Raw genomic sequence first — 18,623 nt, 5'->3', positions numbered from 1 at the left:
CCCCGACCGGGTCAACGCGGATTCAGTCTGCGGCACGCCGGAGGGGTGGGCGTGCGATCCTAATGACATGAACAATCCCCTCGCCCGTGCCCGTTACCTGCTGTCGGCGCACAACGTAAAGCAGCTCCCGCCCGACGGCGGCTACGAGGTCGCCTTCGCCGGCCGCTCCAATGCCGGCAAGTCCAGCGCCCTCAACGCCATGTGCCAGCAGAACGCCCTGGCGCGGGTGTCCAAGACCCCGGGCCGGACCCAGCAGCTGGTGTTTTTCGACGTCAGTCCCCTGTATCGCGGCCCCGAGCCGGCCCCGGAGCCCGACCGCTTCCTGGTCGACCTGCCCGGCTACGGCTACGCCAAGGTCCCGCAGAACCTGCAGGCGCACTGGCAGGCCTTCCTGGACCGCTACTTCGGCACCCGCGAGGCCCTGCGCGGGCTGGTCGTGGTGATGGACATCCGCCACCCGCTCAAGGATTACGACCGGCAGATGCTCGGTTACGCGGTCCAGCGCGGCCTGCCGGCGCATGCGTTGCTGACCAAGGCCGACAAGTTCGGCCGCGGCCAGCAACAGCAGCAGCTGATGATGGTGCGCAAGGAGCTGAGCTCGGCGTTCGGCGACACGGTCAGCGTGCAGACCTTCTCCGGCGAGTCCAAGCAGGGCGTGGAAGAGGCCTGCGCGGTGGTCTCGCGCTGGCTCGAACTGGTCCCGCCGCCGGCGGCCTGAGCCGGCGGTCCGCGCCCGGCCGGCTGGTTTTGTTGCAAACCCGGCTGGCCGCTCGGCCCGCGCCGACTGCGTTACTTCCTGGGTAGAAGAACTTCCGCGCGGTCTGCGCGGAGGGCGATCTTCGGCTCAAGGAACGAGATGGACACGATCACCGACCCTCAGACCATCCTGGCGGCGGGCGCCTACGGCACCGCGCTGCTGTTCTTCGCCTACGGCGCCTACGCGCTGCTCAAGACCCGCAACGCCGAACAGAACAAGAACGTGCGCTGGTACCTCGGCATCGGCGCGGCGGTGGTGGTGGCGATGATCGGCTTCGACACCCTCAAGAGCTGGCGCGCCGGCGAACGCGTGGTGCCGAACGTCTACCTGACCTTCTCGCCGCGGTTCTCGGCGATCGACCTGCCCGACCCGGAGATCATCTATCGCGGTCAGGCCTTCGCGCCGAACGCCGCCATCGAGGTGGCCGACAACAACAGCAGCATCAACATCTCGGTCGATTCGATCATCAAGAAGGTCGAGGGCCTGCAGCGGAACAACCGCGACCTGCAGAACGCGGTCGGCAGCGCGGCGCTCGCCAACCAGCCGGCCGAGCTGGCCGAGGAGATCGCGGCGGCCAAGAGCGATGGCGTCGACGCCTGCAGCGGCGGCGATCCGACCCTGTGCGGCTGGAAGCTGCTGTCGGAGGGCCAGCTCGACAGCGCGCAGCAGACCCTGGTGCAGGCGGTCAAGGACACCCCGGCCAGCGATCCCAAGAGCCGCGCCACCGCGCTGAGCGGGCTCGGCGAGATATACGTCGGCCAGGGCCGGATCGCCGAAGCCCAACTCGTGCTGGGCAAAGCCGCCGCGCTCGGCAACGAGGGCGCAAAAAAGCGTCTCGACACGCTGGCCTTGCCGCCGAGGGAGCTGCGCATACGGCCCGTGCCGATTCCTGCGCCGGGCTCGACGCCCACACCGACGCCGCGCCCGGCGCTGCAGCGCGAGTCCCTGCGGCGCGAAGCGCACACGGCCCGATTACCGGCGCGCGGTTGAGGCCGAGCGGCGGATCGCCTGGCCGGCGGCCGCTGCGCCGGCGGTCTAGGGCGTCGGCGCGGACAACGGCCGGCTGGCGCTGATCTCGCCGCGCGGATCGTAGTCGCGCGCGGTGTCGCGCACGCCGTCGCCGTCGCTGTCGAACTCGCCGCTGACCGGGCGTTCGTCGACGTAGTCGATGCGCTTGACCAGTTGGCCGCCCCGGTCGAACCACTGTTCGCTCTGCAACACGCCGCGCTTGAAGGTCTGCTGCCGGTCGACCTGGCCGTCGCCGTCGTAATCGGCGCTGCGACCGGCGAGTTGGCCGTTTTCGTAGCGGCTCGCGGTCTCGCGCACGCCGTCGAAATCCTGGTCTTCCTCGATCTCGGCCGCCAGGCCGCGATCGTCGTAATGAGTGCGCTGGTCGGCTTCGCCATCGCCGTTGCGGTCGGCCTCGGCCCGTCGCAGGCGCTCGCCCTCGTAGAACAAAGCCTCGTCGGGCCGGCCATCGCCGTCGTAGTCGACCGGCTGCTGGCTGCTGCGCGGTTGCATCGCGATGCCGGTGGCGATGGCGCCGCCGAGCGCGCCGGCGATCAGGGCGAACACGATCCCGCCCAGGCCGGCGCCGGTGTGGCGCGAGGGCAGGCGCTGATTCAAGGGGCGGTAGAGGTTGCCGCTCTCGACGTGCTCGGGCGTGGCGTCGTCGCCGTAGTCGCGGTCGGCCTCGTCGCCGGCCTCATCTTCGTCGAGCGGCAACGCGGCGTCTTGCCAGGCCTGAATGACGGCGCGCGCGCGTTCGGCGTCTTCGTCGGCGACCTCGACGCGGACCGCGCCGCCGACCGGCAGCAGGCCGGCACCGCCTTCCAGCGCGCCGCCGAACACGAACGAGCGGATGCCTTCCTCCGCCAACAAGCCGCGCACGAGCTGCGCGTCCGCCGAATGGGCGGCGTGGTACACGATCTGCATCCGGATGCTTCTGTTCGTGGACCGTTTCGCCGCGAAGCCGGAGTATGCCGCCTGATCGAAGTGTGTCGCGAGCTCAGCCGGCCGCGCGCGCCGCGAACACACCGTAAGGCGGCAGGCGCAGGCGGTCGCCGCTGCGCTCGCCCGAGGGCAGGCCGTGGCCGCGATCGACCTGCCAACTGCCGGCCTCCGACAGCGCCAGCTCCGCCTCGGCGCCGCCGAGGTTGAACGCCATCAGCACCGCGTCGGCACCGCTGCCGCGGACGAAGGCGATCACCGGTTCGTCGCTGGCGAGGAAACGGATCGCGCCGTCGAGCAGCGCCGGGCGGGTCTTGCGCCACGACAGGAACCGGCGGAAGCGGTTCAAGGGCGAGTCGGGGTCGTGCTGCTGGCGGGCGACGTCGAGGCCGCGATGCTCCTCGGCGATCGGCAGCCACGGCGTGCCGGTAGTGAAACCGGCCTGCGGCGTGCCGTCCCACGGCATCGGCGTGCGGCAGCCGTCGCGGCCCTTGAAGGTCGGCCAGAAGGCGATGCTGAAGGGGTCGCGCAGCGCCTCGAACGGCAGCTCGGCCTCCGGCAGGCCCAGTTCTTCGCCCTGGTAGACGCAGACCGAGCCGCGCAGCGAGCACATCAGCGCGCTGAGCATGGTGGCGAAGTGCGCCGGCTTGTCGCCCTGGCCCCAGCGCGAGACCACCCGCTGCACGTCGTGATTGGAAATCGCCCAGCACGGCCAGCCTTCGAGCATGCGCTCTTCCAGGGTCTGGGCGGTGCCGCGGATGTGCGCGACGCTGTAGTCCTCGGTCAACAGCTCGAAGCTGTAGCCCATGTGCAAGCGGCCGTCGCGGGTGTACTCGTCCATGGTCGCCAGCGAGTCTTCCGAGGAAATCTCGCCGAGCGACACCGCGCCCGGATAGCGGTCGAGCAGGGCCCGCAGCTCGGCCAGGAAATCGAGGTTCTCGGGCTGGTTGTTGTTGTAGTAGTGGTACTGGAAAGCGTAGGGGTTGTCGGGGCTGAAGCCGCGCCCGACCCGCAGTTCCCGCGCTTTCGGCGGGTTGTCGCGCAGTTGCGCGTCGTGGAAGCAGAAGTTGATCGCGTCCAGGCGCAGGCCGTCGACCCCGCGGTCGAGCCAGAAGCGCACGTTGTCGAGCACCGCCGCGCGCACCGCCGGGTTGTGGAAGTTCAGATCCGGCTGCGAGGCCAGGAAGTTGTGCAGGTAATACTGTTGGCGGCGCGGCTCCCACTGCCAGGCGACCCCGCCGAACAGGGACATCCAGTTGTTCGGCGCGGTGCCGTCGGGGCGGGCGTCGGCCCACACGTACCAGTCGGCGTATTCGTTGTCGCGGCTCTCGCGGCTGCGCTTGAACCACTCGTGCTGGTCGGAGGTATGGCTGAGGACCTGGTCGATCATCACCCGCAGGCCCAGCGCATGCGCCTTGGCCAGCAAGCGGTCGAAGTCCCCGAGGTCGCCGAACAGGGGGTCGACCGCGCGGTAGTCGGCGATGTCGTAGCCGAAATCGATCATCGGCGACTTGAAGAACGGCGAGACCCAGATCGCGTCGACGCCGAGATCGGCGACGTAGCCTAGCTTGTCGATGATGCCGGGCAGGTCGCCGACGCCGTCGCCGTCGAGATCGCGGAAGCTGCGCGGGTAGATCTGGTAGATGACCGCGCCGCGCCACCAGGCGTGTTCCTGCGCTGCGGCGGGGGTCGGAAGATTGACGGCTGACAAGAGGCGCCCCTGATGGCGTATGCGGTCTTCGTGCTGCACTGCCGCGATGCGCGCCAGCTTACCGCCGGGCGCATTCGCGGCTCGCCGGCCTGCATACGTATTCATGGCCAAACGACCGATGAAGTGCGACATGAATGCGACTGCCGGTCATGAATACGTATGCATAAACCGCAGCGGGCGCGATCGCTTGCCTAACATGCGCCTCAGACCGAAGGCGCACGACGCCCAGGCAACCGCAGCGCGCCGCAGTGCGCGCGCGGACGGCACACAGCTACTGGAGGGGAGCATGTCGAGAACGAACCGGGCTTCAAAGAACCAACAACGCCACCTGCTGACCATGGCCCTGGCCTCGCTCGGCCTGTGCCACTCGTGGACGGTGTGGGCCGCCGATGCGCCCGCCGCGCAGGAGGCCCCGGCCGCGGCCAGCGCCGAAGCGCCCCCGGCGAGCGCCGCGCACGAACTCGACGCGGTCCAGGTGACCGGCAACCGCCGCGTGCAGTCGATCCAGAAATACGCCGGCACGATCCAGTCGTTCAGCGGCGAGGACCTGACCAAGCTCGGCATCAACACCGATTTCCGCAACCTGCAGGCGGTGGTGCCCGGCCTGCAGATCACCCGCCAGGAAGGAAAGTACGAAATCTTCCTGCGCGGCATCGGCGCGGCCGATTCCGACTTCTCCTCCGACCCGTCGGTGGCCACTTACTACAACGGCATCTACCTGCCGCGTCCGCGTTCGATCGGGCCGATGTTCTTCGACGTCGACCGCATCGAGGTCAACAAGGGCCCGCAGGGCACGGTGCGCGGCCGCAACGCGACCGGCGGCTCGATCAACGTGATCTCCAAGCGCCCCGAACTCGGCGTGACCAGCGGCGGCCTCAAGGTCGGCGCCGGCAACCACGACTTCACCACCGCCGAAGGCGTGTTGAACCTGCCGATCGGCGACACCTTCGCCCTGCGCGCGGCGCTGTTCGACGAAGAGCGTTCGTCCTACATCAAGAACGGCTACCCCAGCTCGCTGTTCGCGGCCGAAGGCCCGAGCGCGCTCGACAACCAGGCCGCGCGCCTGTCGATGCTGTGGGAGCCCAACGACAAGTTCTCGGCTTACGTGATGCTCGACAAGGTCAGCGAGCGCGGCACCGGCGACCCGGGCCTGTTCGCCGAGCGCGGCCTGGCCGCGGGCTACGATATCGACGACCTGTCCGACCCGTTCCGCCAGTACTTCCGCACCGCGGGCAAGACCAGCAACGACATCGAAGGCGTCGCCGGCACCTTCACCTATGCCTTCAACGACGCGGTGTCGGTGGAGTTCAACACCTCCTACCGCAAGTACGAGTTCGACAACCGCAACGCCTCGCGCGAATGGCAGCTCGGCCCGGTCTATCCAGGGTCCGAGCGCGAGGCCTATCACAACCCCGAACGCCTGGCCTGGTACGACACCTTCTATCAGTCCGACAAGTCCAGCTCGACCATCAACGAGCTGCGCTTCTTCGGCGACACCGGCAAGCTGATCTGGTCGGCCGGCCTGTTCAACTACGAAGAGAAGTACGACTACACCTCCTGGGACGTCGGCAACGGTTACTTCGGCGACTGCGACTGGTGGCGCCCCGGCACCGTCTGCGGTTGGCAGGACGGCCTGGGCGGCGAGAACCGCGGCGACGACTCCAAGGTCGAGTCGAACGCGGTCTACGCCGACTTCAGCTTCGCCGCGACCGATTCGCTGCGCCTGATCGGCGGCGTGCGCTACACCCGCGACAAGAAGACCGCGCGCGAATCCAACATCAAATACCAGTTCGTGATCCCCGAGGAGCTGTTCCAGCAGTTCACCGGGCAGCCGATCGACACCACGACCAATCCCTACACCACCGGCCTGGTGCTGGGTTCGCCCGGCTTCCAGCTGGCGCCTCCCGGCCGTCGCGGCGGCGGCGACCCGAGCGTGTGCACCGGCTGGACGCCGGCCGAGCTGCGTTGCGGCCCGGGCGCCGATTCGCTCGACTACTTCCTCGGCGGCATCCAGAACTTCGGCGCGCAGGACAACTGGGCCCAGTTCCTCACCCGCAACCGCGACCAGATCGACGTGATCGCGCGTTCGGATTTCCCCGGCGGCAAGAGCGTGGACGTCTACGAGGACAGCTACGTCGACTGGCGCGTGGGCTTCGAGTACGACCTCAACCCGCAAGTGATGCTGTACGGCACGGTCTCGACCGGCACGCGTTCGGGCGGCATCAACCGTCCCTTGCTGCTCAACGACGGCAGCGCGCTGGCGCCGACCTTCGAGCCGGAAGAACTGACCTCGTACGAAGCCGGCATCAAGGGCGACTACCTGTGGGGCGAAACACCGCTGCGCCTGAACGCCTCGGTGTTCTACTACGACTACCAGAACAAGGTGCTGCAGAACCTGATCGACGTGCCGGCGCCGACGCCGACCAACCCGAACGCGACCAGCCGCCAGGTGTTCAACGACAACGCCGCCAACGCCAGCGTGCTGGGCCTGGAGCTCGAAGGCCGGGTCGGGCTGCCGCACGGCTTCGACCTGGGCTACAACTTCACCTACCTCGACGCGACCTTCGACGACTCCAAGGTGCTCGATACGCGCTCCGGCGGCCTGGGCCTGATCGTGCCGCTCGACGGCAACCGCCTGCCGAACACCTCCAAGTACAACGCCAACCTCAGCCTGTCGCAGACGATCGACATCGGCCGCGGCGCCCTGAACTCGTTCGACTGGACGATCAACCTGACCTACCGCTCCGACTACTACCTGACCGCGTTCAACAGCCGCGGCTTCGGGCTGGACGCCGCCGGCAACGTGATCGAGATCCCGTTGGCCGACATGCCGTTCAACAACGGCTCCAACCCGGCCGCCGGCGGCGGCCCGGCCAACGGCATGGCGATGCGCGACGACGTCGGCGGCTTCACCACCGTCAACGTCTCGGCCGGCCTGAACTTCGGCGAGGACAACCAGTTCCGCATCGACGGCTTCGTCTCGAACCTCACCGACGAGGTGTACTCGGGCAAGGGCTTCGTCAACAACGCGACCAACATCCGCTACCTCAACACCCCGCGGATGTACGGGATCCGGTTCTCGTCGCAGTTTTGAAGCACAAGCGAGAGCGAATCCAGGAGCTCGAGCAAGTCCTCCTAACCCCCCGCCCTACAACGGGGGGAGCAGAACGCAACCTCGGGTGAAGCGATCCGGTTCCAGGCGGCAGCGCTGCGCTGGTCCTCCCCCTTTGACAAAGGGGGACAAGAAGGGGATTCGCTTTTCGCTGTTCCCGCCACATCGCCGCGCGACGCCCCGTGCCAATATCGATGCGGTCCCGCGGCATTTCGCACCGCTCCGACGAAGCGGGGGCGAGGGGGACGCGCTCTTCCCATTACCGCGTCGCCGCCCGGCGCTTCATGCCAGTATCGAGCCATGACCGAACGCATTGAGCGCAGCGCCACGTCCCGCAAGCCGCAGCTGTCGTTCTGGCAGATCTGGAACATGTGCTTCGGCTTTCTCGGCATCCAGTTCGGCTTCGCCCTGCAGAACGCCAACGTCAGCCGGATCTTCCAAAGCCTCGGCGCGCCGATCGACGACATCCCGATGTTGTGGATCGCCGCGCCGCTGACCGGGCTGATCGTGCAACCCATCGTCGGCTATCTGTCGGACCACACCTGGACCGGCCTCGGCCGCAGGCGCCCGTATTTCCTGGTCGGCGCGGTGCTCGCCACGCTGGCGCTGCTGGCGATGCCGAACTCGCCGACCCTGTGGATCGCCGCCGGCCTGCTGTGGGTGCTCGACGCCTCCATCAATATTTCGATGGAACCGTTCCGCGCCTTCGTCGGCGACCAACTGCCGACCTCGCAGCGCCCGAGCGGCTACGCGATGCAGAGCTTCTTCATCGGCGTGGGCTCGGTGGTCGCCAGCGTGCTGCCGTACGCGCTCGCCCACCTCGGCGTGGGCAACACCGCCGGCCCCGGCGAGGTGCCGGACACGGTGCGTTACGCCTTCTACTTCGGCGGCGCGGTGCTGCTGCTCTCGGTCGGCTGGACCGTGCTGCGCACCCGCGAATACCCGCCCGAGGCCTTGCAGTCCTTCGACGACGCCTTGCCCGAGCCGCCGCGGCCCGGTCGCGACCGCGTGCGTTGCGCGCTGTTCGGCGCGTCCTGGCTCGTGGTCGGCGCGCTGGTCGCCACGACCATTTCGATGTACGGGCTCGACCGCCAGTTGTACGTTCTGGCCGGGATGATCGGCGCGTTCGGTCTGGCGCTGTTGGTGCGCGGCATGATCGGCGCCGGCGGCGGCTTCGCCACGGTCATGGACGACCTGCATTCGATGCCGCCGACCATGGTGCGGTTGGCGGTGGTGCAGTTCTTCTCCTGGTTCGCCCTGTTCGCGATGTGGATCTACACCACGCCGGCGGTGACCCAACTGCACTTCCACAGCAGCGACACCACCTCGGCCGCCTATAACGAAGGCGCCAACTGGGTCGGCGTGCTGTTCGCGGCCTACAACGGCTTCGCCGCATTGGCGGCGATCGCGATTCCGTGGATGGTGCGGCGCTGGGGCTTGCGCTGGAGCCATCTGTGCAACGTCGCTCTCGGCGGCCTGGGTCTGATCTCGATCGCCCTGATCCGCGATCCGCAGTGGCTGCTGCTGTCGATGCTCGGGGTCGGTTTCGCCTGGGCTTCGATCCTGTCGCTGCCGTACGCACTGCTGTCCGACAGCGTGCCGGCGACCAAGATGGGCGTGTACATGGGCATCTTCAATTTCTTCATCGTGATTCCGCAACTGGTCGCGGCCAGTCTGCTCGGCTTCCTGCTCAAGACCTTCTTCCATGGCGAGCCGGTCTGGGCTCTGGCGATCGGCGGCGCGAGCCTGTTCGTCTCGGGCCTGTGCGTGCTGTGGGTGCGCGAGCCCGGCGTGGAGGCTGCGGCATGAGGGCGCTGGCGTCGATCGCGTTGGGTCTCGCCCTGGCCGGCTGCGCGCACGGCGCGCGCGAAACGCCGCCGGCGCGCGAGTACTACGGCACCTTGGAACCGATGGCGAGCGACGCGGTGTACTTCGTCGTCACCGATCGCTTCGTCAATGGCGACCGGTCCAACGACCAGCGCGGGCAGGGCGGGCCGGACCCGCGCACGCGCAGCTTCGACCGCCCGGTGCCGGGCGCGCCGCCGGACGAAAGCGACAACATCGGCTACCTCGGCGGCGACTTCAAAGGCCTGCTCGACAATGCCGGCTACATCCGCGACCTCGGCTTCGGCGCGGTCTGGCTGACGCCGATCGTCGACAACCCCGACCAGGCCTTCACCGGCGGCGACGCGGTGACCTGGGGCGGCGCCTTCCAGGATCGCGGCAAGACCGGCTATCACGGCTACTGGGGCGTCGATTTCTATCGTCTCGACGAGCACCTGCCGAGCCCCGGGCTCGACTTCGCCGCTCTGACCCAGGGGCTGAAGCGGCACGGCCTCAAGACCGTGCTCGACATCGTCGCCAATCACGGCTCGCCCTCGTTCACCATGCCGGTGGACCAGCCCAAGTACGGCGAGATCTACCGCGACGGCGTGCTCGTCGCCGACCACCAGAACCTGCCGCCCGAGCAGCTCGAGCCGGCGCGAAACCCGTTGCATCGTTTCTTCCATGCGCAGAAGGATCTGGTGCAGTTGTCGAACCTCGACGACACCAGTCCCGCGGTGCTCGACTACTTCGTCGGCGCCTACTCGCAATGGATCGACCAGGGCGCCGACGCCTTCCGCATCGACACCATCCGGCACATGCCGCATGCATTCTGGAAGGCCTTCGCCGAGCGTATCCGCGCCAAGCGCCCGGGTTTGTTCATGTTCGGCGAAGCCTTCGATTACAAGGCGGAGAACATCGCGCCGTTCACCTGGGCCGAAAACGGCGGCATCAGCGTGCTCGATTTCCCGCTCAAGGAAGGCCTGGCGCAGGTGTTCGGCGCCGGCAGCCGCGGCTACGAGGCCTTGTCGGACCGCCTGTACCTGCGCGACGGCCCGTACGCGAACCCGTACGAGCTGATGACCTTCTACGACAACCACGACATGCCGCGCCTGGGCGCGAGCGATGAAGGCTTCATCGACGCGAACAACTGGTTGTTCACCGCGCGCGGCATCCCGGTGATCTATTACGGCTCCGAGACCGGCTTCATGCGCGGCCGCGCCGAGCATGCCGGCAACCGCAACTACTTCGGCCAGGAGCGTGTCGACGCCGCCAAGGCGCACCCGATCCATGCCGCGCTCAAGCGCATCGCCAAAGTGCGCGAGGCCTCGCCGGCCCTGCAGCGCGGCCTGCAGTTGAATCTGCTGCTGCAGGGAGACCGCGCTGCGTTCTATCGTGTCTATCAGCATGCGGGCGAATCGCAGATCGCCTTGGTGTTGCTCAACAAGGGCGATTCGTCGACCACATTCTGGATTCGCGACTACCTGCAGGCCGGGCTTTGGCGCGCGGCGCTGGGCGGCGGCTCGATCGAAGTCGGCGAGGACGATTCGCTTGAGGCTGAGGTGCCGGCGCACGGGGTCGAGGTATATCTGCTCGATGCGCCGGTGCGGCGGGCCGATCTGGCGGCGGCCCTGGACGAGGCGATGGCGCATGCGCGCAGGCGTTGATTGGTGACCTGGGATGTGTCGCGAGTCCTTTCCTGCAGGGCGGCGTGAGCCGCGGCCGCGGGACGCGCAGAAGCAACAACGCCGATGCAGTTCATCGAAAGCGGCCTGCCGTCGCAGGGTAGGAGCGGCGCGAGCCGCGACGTCGCTATTTCCAACTCGCGGCGCAGTCGACGATTCCTTTGTAGGAGCGGCGTGAGCCGCGACCGAGCCGTCATGGTCTTGCGGCGCGTCTTTCAAAGATCAGGATCAAGATCAAATCCAAAGCTTCCGCCACTAAAGCGGCGGGTTACTTTCTTTTGTCTGAAGCAACAAAAGAAAGGTAACCAAAGAAAAATGCTTTGTTTTGAATCAAGTGCCCGCGCGATCGTTGTATACGCAGGGATTTTTCATACGGGACCTCCCTGTCCCGATGAAAAACGGCCTGCATCCATGCAGGCCGCCCTCCGGGTCTTCTGTTGCCTTCGCTAGGGCGAAGCTACGCACGGCAACGGCAACGGCGCCCATTCCCTCCGAAGGATTCTCCCCTTCGTAGATGGGCAGGGGGGATTTGCTTTTGCTCCGCTCAATCCACAGCGAAACTCACTCCGCCCCGCACGACTTGCGCACCACCAGGGTCGTCGGCAGGCGGATGCTGTGCGCTTCTTCGTCGCGGACGAGTTTCATCAGCGTGTCGACGAGCAGTTCGCCGGCCTGCTTGGTGTCCTGGAAGATCGTGGTCAGCGGGGGATGGGCGAAGCGGGCCATGGGGATGTCGTCGAAGCCGATCACCGAGACGTCTTCGGGCACGCGCAGGCCGTGTTCGGTCAGGGCGCGCATGGCGCCCAGTGCGATCAGATCGCTGGCAGCGAATACGGCGTCGAACGGCAGGCCGCGGGCGAGCAGTTCGCGCGCGGCGGCGTGGCCGGCGTCTTCGGAGCTTTCGGCGTCGACCTGCAGGGCGCGGTCCAGCGGCAAGCCTGCGTCGTTGAGGGCTTGCTCGCAGCCGAGGAAGCGGTCGAGGAATTCGGGGTAGTGGCTGGAGGCGTCGCCGAGAAACGCGACCCGGCGCCGGCCCAGCGAGATCAGGTGCGCGCCGGCCTGGTGGCCGCCGCCGATGTTCTCGCAACCGATCGACAGCCCGGGCTGGTCGGGCAGCACCGCGCCCCAACGGACGAAGCGGGTGCCCTGTTCGACCAGCTTCTGCAACTTGCCCTGATAGGCCAGGTAGTCGCCGTAGCCGAGCAGGATCAGGCCGTCGGCCTTCATGCTGTCTTCGTAGTCGGCGGCCCAGTCGTCGGACAGTTGCTGGAACGAGATCAGCAGGTCCTGCCCGTGGCGCGCGCAGGCGCGGGTGATCGAGCCGAGCATGGACAGGAAGAACGGGTTGATGTGCGACTCGTCCGGGGTCGGGTCCTCGAACAGCAGCATCGCCAGGGTGCCGGAACGCTGCCGGCGCAGGCTGGAGGCGTGGCGGTCGACCTTGTAGTTGAGTTCGCGCACCACCGCTTCGACCCGCTTGCGGGTATCGGCGTTGACCAGCGGGCTGCCGCTGAGCACGCGCGAGACCGTGGCCTGCGAAACGCCGGCGAGGTGGGCGATGTCGACCGAGGTCGCCTTGGACTTCTTGCGCATGGGTCGAGTGTAAAGCCGGGACTCGGGTTTCGGGACCCGGGGCTCGGTTGGAGCGGAGGCGGGTTCGCGGAGGGGACTAGGCTCTTCGAGTCCCGAGTCCCGAGTCCCGAGTCCCGGCTTTTAGTCCAGCCGCGGATCCATCCACCCGCGCAAAGCGTCGACGGCGGTATTGATCGCCACGATCAGCGCGCCGATCACCAGCACCACGCCCAGGACCAGGGTGTAGTCGCGGTTGAGCGCGCCCTGGACGAAGTAGCGGCCCATGCCGGGAATGCCGAACACCTGTTCGACCACGGCCGAGCCGGTGACGACGTTGATCAGCGCCGGCGACAGCCAGGCCACCACCGGCAGCAGCGCCGGTTTCAGCGCGTGCGCGAACAGCAGGCGGGTTTCCGACAGGCCGCGTGCGCGCGCCGCACGCAGGTAGTCGGCCGACAACACATCGAGCATCGAGGCGCGGGTCAGGCGCGCGCAGTAGGCGATGTTGGGCAGGGCCAGGGCGATCACCGGCAGCACCACGTTGTCCCATTCGCCCCAGCCGCCGGCCGGCAGCCAATGCAGGGTCACCGCGAACGACAGCACCAACAGCGGCGCGACCACGAACTTCGGGATCGCCAGGCCGAGCCCGGCCAGCAGCATCAGGGCGCGGTCGGTCCAGCCGCCGGCACGCACTGCCGCCCACACGCCCAGGGTCACGCCGAGCCAAAGCGCCAGCAGCAAGGCCAGCCCGCCGTTGAGCGCCGACACCGGCAAGGCGTTGGCGATCAATTGGTTGACGGTGTAGTCGGGGTACTGGAACGAGGGCCCGAGATCGCCGCGCACCGCGTCGCCGAGCCAGGCCAGGTATTGCATCGGCAGCGACTGGTCGAGCCGGTACTGCGCGTCGAGCGCGGCCTGCACTTCCGGCGGCGCGACCTTCTCGGTGTCGAACGGCCCGCCCGGGGCGGCGCGCAGCAGCACGAAGCACAGGGTCGCCAGCAACCACAGAGTGATCGCCGCCTCGAGCAGGCGCGCACCGAAACGGGCGGCGACGGGATGGCGGCTGCCGCCCGGGGTGACCATCAGACGGTCACGTCGAACAGGCGGCCGACCAGGCTCGCCGCGGCCATCGCCAGCGCGCCCCAGAACGCCACCCGCACGGCGCCGCGCAGGACCGGCGCGCCGCCGGCCCAGGCCGCGAGCGCGCCGGAGATCGACAGCGCCACCAGAGTGGTCGGGATCGCGACCGTCTCCAGGCGCCCGGCCGGCGCCGCCAGCACCGCGGCGATCGGCAAGGCCGCGCCGCTGACGAAAGCCAGCGACGAGGCGAGCGCGGCCTGCAACGGCCGCGCGCGCAAGGTGTCGGTGATGCCGAGCTCGTCGCGGGCATGGCTGCCGAGCGCGTCGTGTGCGGTCAGCTGGCGTGCGACCTCTTGCGCCAGCTCGGGCGTCAACCCGCGCTGGACGTAGATATGCGCGAGTTCGGCCAGTTCGCTCTCGGGGGCCTCGCGCAGCTCGCGCCGTTCCATCGCGAGGTCGGCGCGCTCGGTGTCGGCTTGCGAACGCACCGAGACGTACTCGCCGGCGGCCATCGACATCGCCCCGGCGACGGTGCCGGCGATGCCGCTGGCGAGGATGGCCGAAGGCGCCGCGCCGCTGGCGGCCACGCCGACCACCAGCCCGGCCACCGAGACGATGCCGTCGTTGGCGCCGAGCACCGCTGCGCGCAGCCAGCCGACGCGGTCGGAGCGGTGCGACTCGAGATGGCGGGCGCGCGAGTGCGCTTGGGCGGACGGGGCGCGTGGGGTCATGGCGTCAGGCTCAGCCAGCGGCTCGCATGCCGGTCCAGCGCGTTCGGCTCGAAGCCGCGCACGCGCCGCGACACCAGATGCTTGGAGCTGTAGAAGTACAAGGGAATCGCCGCATCGTCGTTGAGCAGGCGCTGCTCGGCCGCGCGCAGCCAGGCATTGCGCGCGGCTTCCGACTTCGCCGTATCGGCCTTGGCCAGGCGCTCGCGATAACCGGGGTCGTCGTAGCCCATCCAGTTCAGCGGGCCATCGCTGCCGAACGCGGCCAGGAAATTGCGCGCATCGGCGAGATCGCCGATCCAGCCGCCGCGAAACACCTGGGTGATGGTGCGCTGCTTGCGGTTCTGCACGAACACTTTCCATTCTTCGTTGCGCAGGCGCACCTGCGCGCCGAGGGTCTGCCGCCACATCGCCGCGACCGCGAGGGCGAGGCGGCGGTGCGGGGTCGAGGTGTTGTAGCGCAGCTCGATCACCAGCGGCCGCTCGCTGGAATAGCCGGCGTGGCGATACAGCGCGCGCGCCTGCGCTTCGCGCTGCGCTTGCGGCAGCGTTGCCCAGGTCGTTGCCGCCGGCGTATAGCCGGCGATCCCCGGCGGCACGATGCCGTAGGCCGGGGTTTCGCCCAGGCCGGTGACGTAGCGGGTGAGCTTGTCGCGATCGATCGCCATCGACAGCGCGCGGCGCAAGGCCGCAGCGCGGTCGTCGCAGTCCGGCCGGGCGCAGACCTCGCTGCGGAACGGCGGGCGAGTGACGTTGAGGCCCAGCCAGAACGCGCCGAGGTAAGGCGACAGGCGCAGTTGCGAACCGAAGCGCGCGCGCAGCGAGGCCAGCGGCTGCGGCGGCACCACCTCGGTGAGGTGCAGGTCGCCGGCGGCGAAGCGTTGCAACTCGGCGGCGGCGTCCTCGGTGACCTGGAAGCGCACGCGTTCGATCGCGACCGCCGCGGCGTCGTGGAAGCGCGGGTTCTTTTCCAGCAACAGATTCGCCTGCGGCGTCCACGCGCTGAGCCGGTAGGCGCCGTTGGACACCAACTGCCCGGGCCGAGTGTGCTGCGCGCCGTGCCGCTCGAGCGCGGGCAGATACACCGGAAACGCGATCGGCAGGGTCAGCAAGGCCGGCAGCGAGGCGCTGCGGTTGAGTTGGAAGCGCACGCTGCGTGGGTCCGGTGCCGACACGCCGAGCCGGTCCGGAGGCAGCGTGCCGGCCTGCACCGCCTGGGCGTTGTCGAGCGCGTCGAACAATTCGCCGAACGGCGCCGCGGTGGCCGGCGCAAAGGCGCGGCGGAAACTCGCGACGACCTGCCCGGCGTCGATCGGCTCGCCGTTGCTCCAGCGCAAATTCTCGCGCAGGACGAAGGTCCAACTGCGGCCGTCGGCCGACACCGACCAGCGTTCGGCCATGCCCGGCACCAGCCGGCCGCGCGCGTCCTCGGTCACCAGGCCTTCGTACAGGTCGCGCAGGACGTTGCCGCAGGCCACTTCCTGACAACGGTGGGCGTCCAGGGTGCTCGGTTCGGGACCGTTGCCGCGTTCCAGTTGCGACGGCGTCGGCTGGGCGAGCGCCGCAGGCGCGCAGAGTGCGGCCAACAGCAGCACTCCCAGCAGCAGGGCCGACAGAAATCCTCCCGCCGGCCGCCCCCCTAGCAGATCGGCCGGCGACACGGCTGCACCATAGCGTTGCAAGGCGGGCGTTGTTCGATGCAAGGCTGGGTCTACACTGCCGGGGTCTTGCGATTGTAGGCGACGTCCCGCATATCCAGACCTTGATTCAGACAATGTGGCAAGCGGCCGGCCTTCGCACAGCGAGGCGCCGGCCGTGGCCGCTGGACCGTTTCGCGACGGCCGGCGGCTCTCCGCGCCCCGGGGGCGCGAGCAGGGCATCCCGCCTTGCAGCAGGTTTTGCCAGCGAGGTGGATGTGTCCGGTCCCAGCCAAGTCAAAGATATTGAGATTCCCGATATCAAGGGCGGCGGTCGCGCCATGCTCGTCGAATACCTGGCTTCGGGCGCGTGCCCGGATTCGGACTGGAAGATCGGCACCGAGCACGAGAAGTTCGGTTTCCGCACCGACGACCTGCGGCCGCCGACCTTCGACGGCGAGCGCGGCATCGAAGCCCTGCTGAAGGGGCTGGTGCAGTTCGGCTGGACGCCGGTCGAAGAAAAGGGCCGGGTGATCGCCCTGACCCGCGACGAGGCCTCGGTGTCGCTGGAGCCGGCCGGCCAACTGGAACTGTCGGGCGCGCCGCTGGCGACTCTGCACGACACCTGCGTCGAGGCCGCGACCCACCTGCGCGAGGTGCGCACCGTCGCCGAACCGATGGGCCTGGGCTTTCTCGGCATGGGTTTCCAGCCCAAGTGGCGCCGCGACGAGATGCCGTGGATGCCGAAGGGCCGCTACAAGATCATGCGCGAGTACATGCCCAAGGTCGGCTCGCTCGGCCTGGACATGATGACCCGCACCAGTACTGTGCAGGTCAACCTCGACGTGCGCGACGAGGCCGACATGGTGCGCAAGTTCCGCGTCTCGCTGGCCTTGCAGCCGATCGCGACCGCGTTGTTCGCCGACTCGCCGTTCACCGAGGGCCAGCCGAACGGCTATCTGTCCTACCGCTCGCACATCTGGACCGACACCGACCGCGACCGCACCGGCTTGCTCGATTTCGTGTTCGAGGACGGCTTCGGTTACGAGCGTTATGTCGACTATCTGCTCGACGTGCCGATGTACTTCGTCTACCGCGACGGCGAGTACATCGACGCCAGCGGCCAGTCGTTCCGCGATTACCTCGACGCCAAGCTGCCGGCCTATCCGAACCAGCGCCCGACCCTGAAGGACTGGGCCGATCACACCACGACCGCGTTTCCGGAAGTGCGCCTGAAGAAGTACCTGGAGATGCGCGGCGCCGATTCCGGCCCCTGGAACCGCATCTGCGCCCTGTCGGCGTTCTGGGTCGGCCTGCTGTACGACGCCGAAGCGCTCGATGCGGCCTGGGACCTCGTGCTCGACGTCACCCCGGCCGAACGCCACGCCCTGCGCGACGGCGTGCCGAAGCACGGTTTCCAGCTGCCGTTCCGCGACAGCAACGTGCTCGAACTGTCGCGCCGCGCGCTGGAGATTTCCGCGCACGGGCTGAAGCGCCGCGCGCGCCTGAACGGCCACGGCGCCGACGAGTCGATCTATCTGGAACCGCTGATGGAATTCGTCGCGTTGGGCAAGAGCCCGGCCGAGCGCAAGCTCGAGTTGTTCCATGGGGCATGGGGTGGAAATGTGGATGCGGTGTTCAAGGAGTTTGCGTACTGAGGTCGGATGGGGCGCGATGTTTCGATCTAGTGGCGCGCCTACGCAACCCTTGTAGGAGCGGCGTGAGCGGCGATCGCACTGCCGCATTTTCGCGGCGCGGCTGCCTGGAGGCCAGAGTAGGAGCGACGCAAGTCGCGACCGCGCCGCCACGACCTCGCGGCGTCACTGGCCGTAGCCCCTTGTAGGAACGGCGTGAGCCGCGACCCAGGGACGCGCGGAGGTGGTGCCAAGGCCATCATCATTCGCCGAAGCGGCGTGTTATCGCCAGGGTAGGAGCGACGCAAGTCGCGACCGCGTTGTCTCCGATTGCCGCGCTTCTTGCGACAGGGCGGTGAAGCCGAATCAAGAACAAAGCTTTCGCCCCTAAAGGGTGCGGGTAACTTTCTCGTCCAAAGCAACAAAAGAAAGTCACCAAAGAAAAGTGCTTCTTCCTGCAAGGGCACCAGCCCGCGCGATCGCAGCCGGCGCAGGGATGCTCCAGACAGGCCATCCCTGGCCTGCTTGCGCACGGCCCGCCTCCCTGCGGGCCGCCCTGCGGGTCTTCATTTGACCGGCAGAGCGGAAATAAAAATCTCGCAGCGCAGCGCAACGGCAGACGCTTCGCGTCTGCTCTTGGGTAGGCGCGGCGCAAGCGGCGACCACGAAACTCCGAATGCCCGCGCCGCCTGCCGCAGATTCGCGGTCGCGGCTTGCGCCGCTCCTACCCCGGCGATAGCGCACCACTTCGATGGATGGCATAGGCTTTGATGTCTCTGCGCGTTCCGCGGTCGCGACTCACGTCGCTCCTACAGGGATGGCGACGTCGCACGCGCCAGTCGTTTGCGACTGCGCCTTTGCTTTGGCTGTGCGCCGCCTCGCACTAGCGAAGGCCATCGAAGACCCGGAGGACGGCCCGCAGGGATACGGGCC

General features: G+C 68.2%; 12 protein-coding genes. 6 read left to right on the top strand and 6 right to left on the bottom strand.

Going from position 1 to position 18,623, the window contains the following annotated elements:
- Positions 1 to 67: 67 nt before the first annotated feature.
- Together yihA and AC6CH2_RS16415 are read left to right on the top strand one after the other, a co-directional pair.
- Positions 68 to 718 (top strand): ribosome biogenesis GTP-binding protein YihA/YsxC, encoded by a 651-nt coding sequence (yihA, locus tag AC6CH2_RS16420; protein WP_498270144.1) that lies wholly within the window; start codon positions 68 to 70, stop codon positions 716 to 718.
- 138 nt (positions 719 to 856) lie between these two features.
- Positions 857 to 1,747, top strand: a complete 891-nt coding sequence (locus AC6CH2_RS16415; RefSeq protein WP_498270143.1) for a hypothetical protein — start codon at positions 857 to 859, stop codon at positions 1,745 to 1,747.
- 45 nt (positions 1,748 to 1,792) lie between these two features.
- On the opposite strand, the gene AC6CH2_RS16410 is transcribed toward AC6CH2_RS16415, so the two are convergent.
- Positions 1,793 to 2,692, bottom strand: a complete 900-nt coding sequence (locus tag AC6CH2_RS16410) for a putative signal transducing protein (protein WP_498270142.1) — start codon at positions 2,690 to 2,692, stop codon at positions 1,793 to 1,795.
- A gap of 73 nt (positions 2,693 to 2,765) precedes the next feature.
- Positions 2,766 to 4,418 carry an alpha-glucosidase gene (locus AC6CH2_RS16405; RefSeq protein ID WP_498270141.1) on the bottom strand — a complete coding sequence of 551 codons (1,653 nt, stop codon included), beginning with the start codon at positions 4,416 to 4,418 and terminating at the stop codon, positions 2,766 to 2,768.
- Positions 4,419 to 4,704: 286 nt separating this feature from the next.
- On the opposite strand from AC6CH2_RS16405, the gene AC6CH2_RS16400 reads away from it, so the two are divergent.
- From AC6CH2_RS16400 to AC6CH2_RS16390, 3 genes are all read left to right on the top strand, one after another.
- Positions 4,705 to 7,512 (top strand): TonB-dependent receptor, encoded by a 2,808-nt coding sequence (locus AC6CH2_RS16400; protein ID WP_498270140.1) that lies wholly within the window; start codon positions 4,705 to 4,707, stop codon positions 7,510 to 7,512.
- Between the two features lie 318 nt (positions 7,513 to 7,830).
- Positions 7,831 to 9,339 carry an MFS transporter gene (locus tag AC6CH2_RS16395; protein WP_498270139.1) on the top strand — a complete coding sequence of 503 codons (1,509 nt, stop codon included), beginning with the start codon at positions 7,831 to 7,833 and terminating at the stop codon, positions 9,337 to 9,339.
- Positions 9,336 to 11,021 carry an alpha-amylase family glycosyl hydrolase gene (locus tag AC6CH2_RS16390; RefSeq protein WP_498270138.1) on the top strand — a complete coding sequence of 562 codons (1,686 nt, stop codon included), beginning with the start codon at positions 9,336 to 9,338 and terminating at the stop codon, positions 11,019 to 11,021. Before AC6CH2_RS16395 ends, AC6CH2_RS16390 begins: the two co-directional genes overlap by 4 nt.
- Positions 11,022 to 11,600: 579 nt before the next feature.
- Here the strand turns inward: AC6CH2_RS16390 and AC6CH2_RS16385 are convergent.
- The 4 genes from AC6CH2_RS16385 to AC6CH2_RS16370 form a co-directional block, all read right to left on the bottom strand.
- A complete protein-coding gene (locus tag AC6CH2_RS16385) occupies positions 11,601 to 12,632 on the bottom strand; it encodes a LacI family DNA-binding transcriptional regulator (protein WP_498270137.1) in 1,032 nt (343 codons plus the stop codon).
- Positions 12,633 to 12,752: 120 nt separating this feature from the next.
- Positions 12,753 to 13,694 carry an ABC transporter permease subunit gene (locus AC6CH2_RS16380; protein WP_498270136.1) on the bottom strand — a complete coding sequence of 314 codons (942 nt, stop codon included), beginning with the start codon at positions 13,692 to 13,694 and terminating at the stop codon, positions 12,753 to 12,755.
- Positions 13,694 to 14,422, bottom strand: coding sequence for a VIT1/CCC1 transporter family protein (locus AC6CH2_RS16375; RefSeq protein WP_498270135.1), 729 nt, complete (start codon positions 14,420 to 14,422; stop codon positions 13,694 to 13,696). Before AC6CH2_RS16375 ends, AC6CH2_RS16380 begins: the two co-directional genes overlap by 1 nt.
- On the bottom strand, positions 14,419 to 16,080 hold the full coding sequence (locus AC6CH2_RS16370; protein ID WP_498270134.1) for a peptide ABC transporter substrate-binding protein: 1,662 nt from the start codon (positions 16,078 to 16,080) through the stop codon (positions 14,419 to 14,421). The genes AC6CH2_RS16375 and AC6CH2_RS16370 overlap by 4 nt, the downstream gene beginning before the upstream one ends.
- A gap of 254 nt (positions 16,081 to 16,334) precedes the next feature.
- Here AC6CH2_RS16370 and AC6CH2_RS16365 point away from each other — a divergent pair, with 254 nt between their 5' ends.
- The gene (locus AC6CH2_RS16365) at positions 16,335 to 17,714 is read left to right on the top strand and encodes a glutamate--cysteine ligase (RefSeq protein ID WP_498270133.1); all 1,380 of its coding nucleotides are present in this window, start codon (positions 16,335 to 16,337) and stop codon (positions 17,712 to 17,714) included.
- Positions 17,715 to 18,623: the final 909 nt, after the last annotated feature.

Source organism: Lysobacter sp. GQ73 (genome assembly GCF_059758755.1).
This window is presented reverse-complemented; position numbering and strand designations above follow the sequence as displayed.

What these genes read in the sequence shown, in the direction of transcription:
- AC6CH2_RS16380 (WP_498270136.1), bottom strand. Translation starts at nt 13,694, where the DNA reads ATGGTCACCCCGGGCGGCAGCCGCCATCCCGTCGCCGCCCGTTTCGGT.
- AC6CH2_RS16385 (WP_498270137.1), bottom strand. Translation starts at nt 12,632, where the DNA reads ATGCGCAAGAAGTCCAAGGCGACCTCGGTCGACATCGCCCACCTCGCC.
- AC6CH2_RS16400 (WP_498270140.1), top strand. Translation starts at nt 4,705, where the DNA reads ATGTCGAGAACGAACCGGGCTTCAAAGAACCAACAACGCCACCTGCTG.
- AC6CH2_RS16410 (WP_498270142.1), bottom strand. Translation starts at nt 2,692, where the DNA reads ATGCAGATCGTGTACCACGCCGCCCATTCGGCGGACGCGCAGCTCGTG.
- AC6CH2_RS16395 (WP_498270139.1), top strand. Translation starts at nt 7,831, where the DNA reads ATGACCGAACGCATTGAGCGCAGCGCCACGTCCCGCAAGCCGCAGCTG.
- AC6CH2_RS16390 (WP_498270138.1), top strand. Translation starts at nt 9,336, where the DNA reads ATGAGGGCGCTGGCGTCGATCGCGTTGGGTCTCGCCCTGGCCGGCTGC.
- yihA (WP_498270144.1), top strand. Translation starts at nt 68, where the DNA reads ATGAACAATCCCCTCGCCCGTGCCCGTTACCTGCTGTCGGCGCACAAC.
- AC6CH2_RS16375 (WP_498270135.1), bottom strand. Translation starts at nt 14,422, where the DNA reads ATGACCCCACGCGCCCCGTCCGCCCAAGCGCACTCGCGCGCCCGCCAT.
- AC6CH2_RS16415 (WP_498270143.1), top strand. Translation starts at nt 857, where the DNA reads ATGGACACGATCACCGACCCTCAGACCATCCTGGCGGCGGGCGCCTAC.